We start from the raw sequence: 10,211 nt of genomic DNA, 5'->3' as shown, positions 1-10,211 counted from the left end.
ACGGAATGTCTTCCCTGCTACGCGCTGCCCTGATCACCCTGGCCCTGCTGACCACGGCTGGCTGCACCAGCAAACCCGTGCTCAACACCCAGCATGAGTTACCGGCCACAAGCCAGGTCAGCGAAGAAAAAATGAAGCAAGTGATCGTCGCCGCCCTGCAAAAACGCGAGTGGACGGTACAACGCCTGAGCCCACAACTGGTGCAGGCCGAGATCACCGTGCGCGGCCAGTTCTACGCCGCCATCGACATCCGCTACACCCGCAACAGCTACGCCATCACCTACCGCGACAGCCGCGACCTGGGCTACAAGGACGGTAAGATCCATCGCAACTACAACCGCTGGGTGAGCATGCTGGATCGGGATATTCTGGCGGGGTTGCGTACTTACAGCGTGAATGAAGCAAATACTTCGCCCCAAAACTGACCCCCTTGTGGCGAGGGAGCTTGCTCCCGCTGGACTGCGCAGCAGGCCCATTTTTTAGGGCCGCTACGCGACCCAGTGGGAGCAAGCTCCCTCGCCACAGGTTATTGAGCGGCCTTACGCGTCAACAACTCCACAAACCCTTTCGCCATTGGCGTTTGCGCGCCCTTGCGCTGCACCAGCCACACCGCCGTCACCGCCTGCGGATCGAGCAAGGTGCGATAGACCACGCCGTCAATGCGGATGCGCTGGTAAGACGCCGGCAACACCGACACCCCCAACCCCGCCGCCACCAGGCCGATGATGGTCATTGCTTCCCCTGCTTCTTGGGCAAAGTGCGGGCTGAACCCGGCGTCGCGGGCCAGGTTGAGCAACTGCGCGTACAAGCCGCTGCCGTAACTGCGCGGGAAGAACACAAAAGGCTCCTCGGCCAATTGCTCCAGATGCAAGCCGCGCTCGCTGCCGTGGGCCAATGGGTGACCGGCGCTCAGTACCGCGACTAATGGCTCGCGCATCAACTCGATCACGTTCAGTGAGTCGGGCAAGGGCAAAGGCCGCATCAGCCCAACCTGAATCGACTCGTCCACCAGCGACTCGGCCACTTGGGTGCTGCTCATTTCTTGCAGGTTCAGATGCACCGCCGGGAATGCCTGGCGGAAGGCAAAGATCGCCTGGGGAATGCTGGCGTTGAACGGCGCAGACGAGGTAAAGCCGATCTTCAATTCACCCAGTTCCCCCAACTGCGCACGCCGCGCCACATCTGCCGCCTTGTCGACCTGGGCCAGCACCAGCCGTGCCTCTTGCAAGAACAAGCGCCCGGCCTCGCTCAGCTCGACCCGACGATTGGTACGCTCGAACAAGCGTGCGCCCAGCTCGTGTTCCAGCGCCTGTATCTGCTGGCTCAGGGGCGGCTGCGAGATGCCCAGCACCTGCGCGGCGCGGCCGAAGTGCAGCTCTTCGGCAACGGCGATGAAGTAGCGCAAATGGCGAAATTCCATGCAAGCCTCATTAGGTCGTAAAAGCTATCAAACAGGTCGAACAATATATTGGAAAGAATCATTAGCCAGCTATATTCTTTTTCGTATTGTCAGTCCTGGCAGACTTTCCTCCCCGAGGTCCCCCGTGAATCCTGCTGTTGCCCCACTTGCCCAACACACCTCGCCCTCAGCCCTTGATGACGTAGTGGCGCAGCTCAACGACGCGTACATCGAAAAAGGCACGCCGATGTTCATGCGCACCGTGCTGGCGCTGTTCTCCGGCGGGTTCGCCACCTTTGCGCTGTTGTATTGCGTGCAGCCGATGATGCCGGCGCTGTCCCACGAGTTTTCCATCAATGCCGCGCAGAGCAGCCTGATTCTATCCGTCGCCACCGCGATGCTCGCCTGCGGCCTGCTGATCACCGGGCCGATATCCGACAGGCTGGGGCGCAAGCCGGTGATGGTTGCCGCGTTGTTCTGTGCGGCGCTGGCCACCATCGCCAGCGGCCTGATGCCGAGCTGGGAGGGCATCCTGTTGATGCGCGCACTGGTGGGCCTGTCCTTGAGCGGCCTGGCCGCCGTGGCCATGACCTACCTGAGCGAAGAGATCCACCCACAACACATTGGCCTGGCCATGGGTTTGTACATCGGTGGCAACGCGATTGGCGGCATGAGCGGGCGCCTGATCATCGGCGTGTTGATCGACTTCGTCAGCTGGCACACCGCAATGCTGATCATCGGTGCCCTGGCATTGATCGCCGCCACAGTGTTCTGGAGGATCCTCCCCGAGTCGCGCAACTTCCGCGCCAGCAGCCTCAAGCCGCGCAACCTGGTGGACGGCTTCGTCATGCACTTCAAGGACGCCGGCCTGCCGTGGCTGTTCCTTGAAGCCTTCCTGCTGATGGGCGCCTTCGTGACGATGTTCAACTACATCGGCTATCGCCTGCTGGCCTCACCCTATGAGCTGAGCCAGGCGGTGGTTGGCCTGTTGTCAGTGGTGTACCTGTCGGGCATCTACAGCTCGGCCAAGATCGGCTCCCTGGCCGACCGCCTCGGCCGCCGCCGAGTGCTGTGGGCCACCATCGTGCTGATGCTCGCCGGCATGGCGCTGACACTGTTCACCCCGCTGTGGTTGGTGGTGCCGGGCATGCTGATCTTCACCTTCGGCTTTTTCGGCGCCCACTCGGTCGCCAGCAGCTGGATCGGGCGCCGTGCGGTGAAAGCCAAGGGGCAAGCGTCGTCGCTGTATCTGTTCTGCTATTACGTGGGATCGAGTATTGCCGGGACGGCGGGAGGGTTTTTCTGGCACTTTGCCGGGTGGAATGGGATTGGCGGGTTTATCGTCGCGCTGCTGATTGGCGCGTTGCTGGTGGCGTTGAAGCTGGCGAAGTTGCCGCCACTGGGAAATATGCAGACCTGACGCGATTGGCTTTATGTGGGAGCGGGCTTGCTCGCGAATGCGGTGGTCTAGTGACGAATTTGTCGACTGACACTGCGCATTCGCGAGCAAGCCCGCTTCCACATTTGTTTTGTGTTTACCCATGAAAAAGCCCGGCTTCAAGCCGGGCTTTTTCGTCATTCGTGATACTGCGCCGACAGTTCGTGCACTGCGCGCAAGAACGCACCCGCATGCTCCGGGTTCACTTCCGGGGTGATGCCATGGCCGAGGTTGAACACATGGCCGGTGCCTTTGCCGTAGCTGGCCAGGATGCGACCTACTTCGGTACGGATCGCTTCTGGCTTGGCGTACAGCACGGTCGGGTCCATGTTGCCTTGCAGGGCCACCTGGTTGCCGACGCGACGGCGCGCTTCGCCGAGGTCACAGGTCCAGTCCAGGCCCAGTGCATCGGCGCCCGCGTCGGCGATGCTTTCCAGCCACAGGCCGCCGCCCTTGGTGAACATGATCACCGGCACTTTACGGCCTTCGTGTTCGCGGATCAGGCCGCTGACGATCTTGCGCATGTAGGCCAGGGAAAACTCCTGGTACGCCGCCGCCGACAGGTTGCCGCCCCAGGTATCGAAGATCTGCACCGCTTGCGCACCGGCCATGATCTGGCCGTTGAGGTAGGAGGTCACCGACTGCGCCAGCTTGTCCAGCAACAGGTGCATGGCTTGCGGGTTGTCGTAGAGCATGGCCTTGGTCTTGCGGAAGTCTTTCGACGAGCCGCCTTCGACCATGTAGGTGGCCAGGGTCCATGGGCTGCCGGAGAAGCCGATCAGCGGCACGCGGCCGTTGAGCTCGCGGCGGATGGTGCTGACAGCGTCCATCACGTAGCCCAGGTCTTTGTGTGGATCAGGGATCGGCAAGGCTTCGATATCGGCCAGGGTGCTCACGACTTTCTTGAAGCGCGGGCCTTCGCCGGTCTCGAAGTACAGGCCCTGGCCCATGGCATCAGGGATGGTGAGGATATCGGAGAAGAGGATGGCCGCGTCCAGTTGTGGATAGCGGTCCAGCGGCTGCATCGTGACTTCGCAGGCGAACTCCGGGTTCATGCACAGGCTCATGAAATCGCCCGCATTGGCGCGACTGGCGCGGTATTCCGGCAGATAGCGACCGGCTTGACGCATCATCCACACCGGGGTGACGTCTACGGGTTGCTTGAGCAGGGCACGAAGGAAACGGTCGTTCTTGAGGGCAGTCATGTCGGCATCCGCAAAAAAAGTGCGGGCATTTTCTCAGAGCGCGACGCAAAAGGCACGGAATGCACCGTGCCTTTTGTCTATCGGGTCAATTTGTCGCGGCAATGCCGCCGCAGGATCGTTCCCACGCTCCGCGTGGTAACGCCTCCTGTGACGCTCCGCGTCATGCTGTTCGGGACGCGGAGCGTCCCTGGCGGCATTCCCACGCAGAGCGTGGGAACGATCATCAGACTTGCAGGTAGTCCAGGATGCCTTCGGCGGCGTTACGGCCTTCGAAGATCGCGGTGACCACCAGGTCCGACCCGCGCACCATGTCGCCACCGGCGAAGATCTTCGGGTTGCTGGTCTGGTGCTTGTACTGGCCTTGCTCCGGGGCTACGACGCGGCCCTGGCTGTCGGTCTGGATTTCGAACTGCTCGAACCACGACGCCGGGCTTGGACGGAAACCGAAGGCGATGACCACGGCGTCGGCCGGGATGATCTCTTCGGAACCCGGGATCGGCTCGGGGCTGCGACGGCCACGGGCATCCGGCTCGCCGAGACGGGTCTCGACCACCTTCACACCTTCGACGCGGTCTTCACCGACGATGGCGATCGGCTGGCGGTTGTAGAGGAATTTCACGCCTTCTTCCTTGGCGTTCTTCACCTCTTTGCGCGAGCCGGGCATGTTGGCTTCGTCACGGCGATACGCGCAGGTCACCGACTTGGCGCCCTGGCGGATCGAGGTGCGGTTGCAGTCCATCGCGGTGTCGCCACCGCCCAGCACCACGACCTTCTTGCCCTTCATATCGACGAAATCTTCCGGCGACTTTTCAAAGCCCAGGTTGCGGTTGACGTTGGCGATCAGGAAGTCGAGCGCGTCATACACGCCTGGCAAGTCCTCACCGGCAAAGCCGCCCTTCATGTAGGTGTAGGTGCCCATGCCCATGAACACCGCATCGTATTCGGCGAGCAGTTGCTCCATGGTGATGTCTTTGCCGATTTCGGTATTGAGACGGAACTCGATACCCATGCCGGTGAACACTTCACGACGGTGGCTCAGTACGGTTTTTTCCAGCTTGAACTCGGGAATGCCGAAGGTCAGCAAGCCACCGATTTCCGGATTCTTGTCGAACACCACCGGAGTCACGCCGCCACGCACCAACACGTCGGCACACCCTAGGCCAGCAGGGCCCGCACCGATGATCGCGACGCGCTTGCCGGTTGGCTTGACCTTGGACATGTCCGGGCGCCAGCCCATGGCGAACGCGGTGTCGGTGATGTATTTCTCCACCGAACCGATGGTCACCGCGCCGAAGCCGTCGTTGAGGGTGCAGGCCCCTTCACACAGCCGGTCTTGCGGACACACCCGGCCGCAGACTTCCGGCAGGGTATTGGTCTGGTGAGACAGCTCGGCAGCGGCGAGGATGTTGCCCTCGGCCACCAGCTTGAGCCAGTTGGGAATGAAGTTGTGCACCGGGCACTTCCATTCGCAATACGGGTTACCGCAACCCAGGCAGCGATGGGCCTGGTCGGCCGAGTGCTGGGGTTTGAAGGGTTCGTAGATTTCCACGAACTCTTTCTTGCGTTGACGCAACAGTTTCTTCTTCGGATCTTTGCGCCCGACATCGATGAACTGGAAGTCGTTATTCAGACGTTCAGCCATGTTAAAACCTCATCAAACTGTTCAGGCGCATATCACTGCGGGTTGGCACGGATGCTGGAAAGCAACGATTTCAGGTTGGCAGCCTTGGGCTTGACCAGCCAGAAACGACGCAGGTAATCATCGAGGTTTTCGGCGAGGTTACGACCCCATTCGCTGCCGGTCTCTTCGACATACTCGTCCAGCACGTGCTGCAAGTGGTTCCGGTAGGACTCCATGGCTTCGCCGCTGATGCGCTGGATCTCGACCAACTCGTGGTTGACCTTGTCGACGAAGGTGTTGTCCTGGTCGAGCACGTAGGCGAAACCGCCGGTCATGCCCGAACCGAAGTTGTAACCGGTCTTGCCCAGTACCGCGACAAAGCCTCCGGTCATGTACTCGCAGCAGTGATCGCCAGTGCCTTCCACCACGGTGTGGGCACCGGAGTTACGCACGGCGAAACGCTCACCGGCGGTACCTGCGGCAAACAGCTTGCCACCGGTGGCGCCGTACAAGCAGGTGTTGCCGATGATGGCACTGTCCTGGGTCTTGTACACGCTGCCAGCCGGCGGGACGATGACCAGCTTGCCGCCGGTCATGCCCTTGCCCACGTAGTCGTTGGCGTCGCCTTCCAGGTACATGTGCAGGCCGCCGGCGTTCCACACGCCGAAGCTTTGGCCCGCAGTGCCCTTGAAGCGGAAGGTGATCGGCGCTTTCGCCATGCCCTGGTTGCCGTGCTTGCGCGCGATTTCACCGGAAATGCGAGCACCGATGGAACGGTCGCAGTTGCAGATATCCAGCGCGAATTCGCCACCGCTGGCGTCGTTGATCGAGGAGCCGGCCATTTCGACCATTTTCTCGGCCAGCAAGCCTTTGTCGAACGGTGGGTTGCGGTCCACCTGGCAGAATTGTGGCTTGTCTGCCGGGATGTGATCGCTGCCCAACAGCGGGGTGAGGTCCAGATGTTGTTGCTTGGCGGTCTGGCCTTCGAGGATATCCAACAGGTCGGTGCGACCGATCAGCTCTTCCAGCGAACGTACGCCCAGCTTGGCCAGCCACTCACGGGTTTCTTCGGCGACGTAGGTGAAGAAATTCACCACCATGTCGACGGTGCCGATGTAGTGATCCTTGCGCAGTTTTTCGTTCTGAGTCGCTACGCCGGTAGCGCAGTTGTTCAGGTGGCAGATGCGCAGGTATTTGCAGCCCAGGGCGATCATTGGCGCGGTGCCGAAGCCGAAGCTTTCGGCGCCGAGGATCGCGGCCTTGATCACGTCGAGGCCGGTTTTCAGGCCGCCGTCGGTCTGTACTCGCACCTTGCCGCGCAGATCGTTGCCGCGCAGGGTCTGGTGGGTTTCGGCCAGGCCGAGTTCCCACGGCGCACCGGCGTACTTGATCGAGGTCAGCGGCGAAGCGCCGGTGCCGCCATCGTAGCCGGAGATGGTGATCAGGTCGGCATAGGCCTTGGCCACACCGGCGGCAATGGTGCCGACGCCGGCTTCTGCGACCAGCTTCACCGAGACCAGGGCCTGAGGGTTGACTTGTTTGAGGTCGAAAATCAGCTGCGACAAGTCTTCAATCGAGTAGATGTCATGGTGCGGCGGTGGCGAGATCAACGTCACACCCGGCACCGCATAGCGCAGCTTGGCGATCAGGCCGTTGACCTTACCGCCGGGCAATTGCCCGCCCTCACCCGGCTTGGCGCCTTGGGCCACCTTGATCTGCAGCACCTCGGCATTGACCAGGTACTCCGGGGTCACACCGAAACGGCCGGTGGCCACCTGCTTGATTTTCGAGCTTTTGAGCGTGCCGTAGCGCGCCGGGTCTTCACCGCCTTCGCCGGAGTTGGAACGCGCACCCAGGCGGTTCATGGCTTCGGCCAGGGCTTCGTGAGCTTCCGGCGACAAGGCGCCCAGGGAAATACCGGCGGAGTCGAAGCGCTTGAGGATCGATTCCAGCGGCTCGACTTGGCTGATGTCCATCGGCGTGTCCAGGGTCTTCACCTTGAACAAGTCGCGGATCATCGACACCGGGCGGTTATCCACCAGGCTCGTGTATTCCTTGAACTTGGCGTAGTCACCCTGCTGTACAGCGGCTTGCAGAGTGTTGACCACGTCGGGGTTGTAGGCATGGTATTCGCCACCGTGCACGAACTTGAGCAGGCCACCTTGCTGGATCGGCTTGCGCGCGCTCCAGGCCTCCAAGGCCAGGGCTTTTTGCTCGGCTTCGATGTCGACGAAACGCGCACCTTTGATGCGGCTCGGTACGCCACGGAAACTCAGCTCGCAGACTTCTTCGGACAGACCGATGGCTTCGAACAACTGAGCGCCACGGTACGAGGTGACCGTAGAGATACCCATCTTCGACAGGATCTTCAGCAGGCCCTTGGTGATGCCCTTGCGGTAGTTCTTGAACACCTCATAGAGGTCGCCCAGCACTTCACCGGTACGGATCAGGTCACCCAGCACTTCGTACGCGAGGAACGGGTACACCGCCGAGGCGCCGAAACCGATCAGCACCGCAAAGTGGTGCGGGTCGCGGGCGGTGGCGGTTTCCACGAGGATATTGGAGTCGCAGCGCAGGCCTTTTTCGGTCAGGCGATGGTGCACCGCGCCGGTCGCCAGGGACGCGTGGATCGGCAACTTGCCCGGCGCGATGTGGCGGTCGGTCAGTACGATCTGGGTACGGCCGGCGCGCACGGCTTCTTCAGCCTGGTCAGCAACGTTACGTACAGCCGCTTCAAGGCCCAGGCTCTCGTCGTAGTTCAGGTCGATGATCTGGCGGTCGAAGCCTGGACGCTCCAGGGTCATCAGCGAGCGCCATTTGGCCGGAGAAATGACCGGCGAGCTGAGGATCACGCGGGACGCATGCTCAGGCGATTCCTGGAAGATGTTGCGCTCGGCACCGAGGCACACTTCCAGGGACATCACGATGGCTTCGCGCAGCGGGTCGATCGGTGGGTTGGTCACCTGGGCGAACTGCTGGCGGAAATAGTCGTACGGCGTGCGCACGCGCTGGGACAGCACGGCCATTGGCGTGTCGTCACCCATGGAGCCTACGGCTTCGTAGCCTTGCTCACCGAGTGGGCGCAGCACCTGGTCGCGCTCTTCGAACGTGACCTGATACATCTTCATGTACTGCTTGAGCTGGTCGATGTCGTAGAAAGCCGAACCGTGGTCGTTGTCTTCCATGGTCGCCTGGATGCGCAGGGCGTTCTTGCGCAGCCATTGCTTGTACGGGTGACGCGACTTCAAACGGTTGTCGATGGCGTCGGTGTCGAGGATCTGCCCGGTCTCGGTGTCCACGGCCAGGATCTGGCCAGGGCCCACACGGCCTTTGGCGATCACGTCTTCAGGCTTGTAGTCCCACACGCCGATTTCCGAGGCGAGGGTGATGAAACCGTTGGTGGTGGTCACCCAACGCGCCGGGCGCAGGCCGTTACGGTCGAGCAGGCACACCGCATAGCGGCCGTCGGTCATGACCACGCCGGCCGGGCCGTCCCACGGTTCCATGTGCATCGAGTTGTACTCGTAGAACGCACGCAGGTCCGGGTCCATGGTCTCGACGTTCTGCCACGCTGGCGGAATGATCATGCGCACGCCACGGAACAGGTCGATGCCGCCGGTGACCATCAGTTCGAGCATGTTGTCCATGCTGGAGGAGTCGGAACCCACGCGATTGACCAGCGGGCCGAGCTCTTCGAGGTCCATCAAATCGTTGGCGAACTTGGTGCGACGGGCCTGGGCCCAGTTGCGGTTGCCAGTGATGGTATTGATCTCGCCGTTGTGGGCGAGGAAGCGGAATGGCTGGGCCAGCGGCCATTTCGGCAGGGTATTGGTGGAGAAGCGCTGGTGGAACACGCAGATTGCGGTTTGCAGGCGCTCATCGCTCAGGTCTGGATAGAAGGCGGTGAGGTCCGCCGGCATCATCAGGCCTTTATAAATGATGGTCTTGTGGGAAAAGCTGCAGATGTAATGGTCGGTGTCGGCGGCGTTGAGCACCGACGAACGACGACGGGACGTGAACAGCTTGATCGCCATGTCCTGGTCGCTCAGGCCATCGCCGGCGATGAACACTTGTTCGATCTGCGGCAGGCGCTCCAGGGCCAGGCGGCCGAGTACGCTGGTGTCGATGGGCACTTTGCGCCAGCCGACGATCTGCAGGCCGGCGGCAACGATCTCGCGGTTCATGTTCTCGCGAGCGGCCTCGGCTTTTATCGGGTCCTGGTTGAAAAACACCATGCCCACGGCGTACTGCTTGGGCAGTTCGACCGCGAATTGCTCTTTGGCGACAGCGCGCAGGAACTGGTCGGGCTTTTGAATCAGCAAGCCACAGCCGTCACCGGTCTTGCCGTCGGCGTTGATCCCACCGCGGTGGGTCATGCAGGTCAGGGCCTCGATGGCCGTTTGCAAAAGGGTATGACTGGGTTCGCCCTGCATGTGGGCTATCAGGCCGAAACCGCAGTTATCCTTGAATTCATCGGGTTGGTACAGACCTGCTTTCATAGACACTTTCTCACCAGGCTGCCTCTTTTACCGAGGCAAATTTCTTTTC

The 10,211-nt window shown here is 61.5% G+C and carries 6 protein-coding genes; 2 read left to right on the top strand and 4 right to left on the bottom strand.

Annotation, left to right across the window (positions count from 1 at the left end):
• Positions 1 to 5: 5 nt before the first annotated feature.
• On the top strand, positions 6 to 425 hold the full coding sequence (locus tag BT199_RS14680; protein WP_020301670.1) for a hypothetical protein: 420 nt from the start codon (positions 6 to 8) through the stop codon (positions 423 to 425).
• 101 nt (positions 426 to 526) lie between these two features.
• On the opposite strand, the gene BT199_RS14675 is transcribed toward BT199_RS14680, so the two are convergent.
• Entirely contained in the window at positions 527 to 1,420 is an 894-nt protein-coding gene (locus BT199_RS14675) for a LysR family transcriptional regulator (RefSeq protein ID WP_014716587.1), read from the bottom strand.
• 184 nt (positions 1,421 to 1,604) lie between these two features.
• On the opposite strand from BT199_RS14675, the gene BT199_RS14670 reads away from it, so the two are divergent.
• Complete coding sequence (locus BT199_RS14670; RefSeq protein ID WP_044482889.1) at positions 1,605 to 2,819, top strand: MFS transporter; 1,215 nt, start codon at positions 1,605 to 1,607, stop codon at positions 2,817 to 2,819.
• A gap of 155 nt (positions 2,820 to 2,974) precedes the next feature.
• On the opposite strand, the gene hemE is transcribed toward BT199_RS14670, so the two are convergent.
• The 3 genes from hemE to gltB all read right to left on the bottom strand — a co-directional run bounded on the left by hemE (position 2,975) and on the right by gltB (position 10,162).
• Entirely contained in the window at positions 2,975 to 4,042 is a 1,068-nt protein-coding gene (hemE, locus tag BT199_RS14665; RefSeq protein WP_032893941.1) for a uroporphyrinogen decarboxylase, read from the bottom strand.
• Positions 4,043 to 4,265: 223 nt separating this feature from the next.
• Positions 4,266 to 5,684 carry an FAD-dependent oxidoreductase gene (locus BT199_RS14660; RefSeq protein ID WP_046070563.1) on the bottom strand — a complete coding sequence of 473 codons (1,419 nt, stop codon included), beginning with the start codon at positions 5,682 to 5,684 and terminating at the stop codon, positions 4,266 to 4,268.
• Positions 5,685 to 5,716: 32 nt separating this feature from the next.
• Entirely contained in the window at positions 5,717 to 10,162 is a 4,446-nt protein-coding gene (gltB, locus tag BT199_RS14655; RefSeq protein ID WP_072434805.1) for a glutamate synthase large subunit, read from the bottom strand.
• Positions 10,163 to 10,211: the final 49 nt, after the last annotated feature.

The sequence above is a fragment of the Pseudomonas sp. NFR02 genome (assembly GCF_900119375.1).
Classification (GTDB): domain Bacteria; phylum Pseudomonadota; class Gammaproteobacteria; order Pseudomonadales; family Pseudomonadaceae; genus Aquipseudomonas; species Aquipseudomonas paracarnis.
Note: the sequence above shows the minus strand (reverse complement) of the source record. Positions and strands in the feature narration are given on the sequence as shown.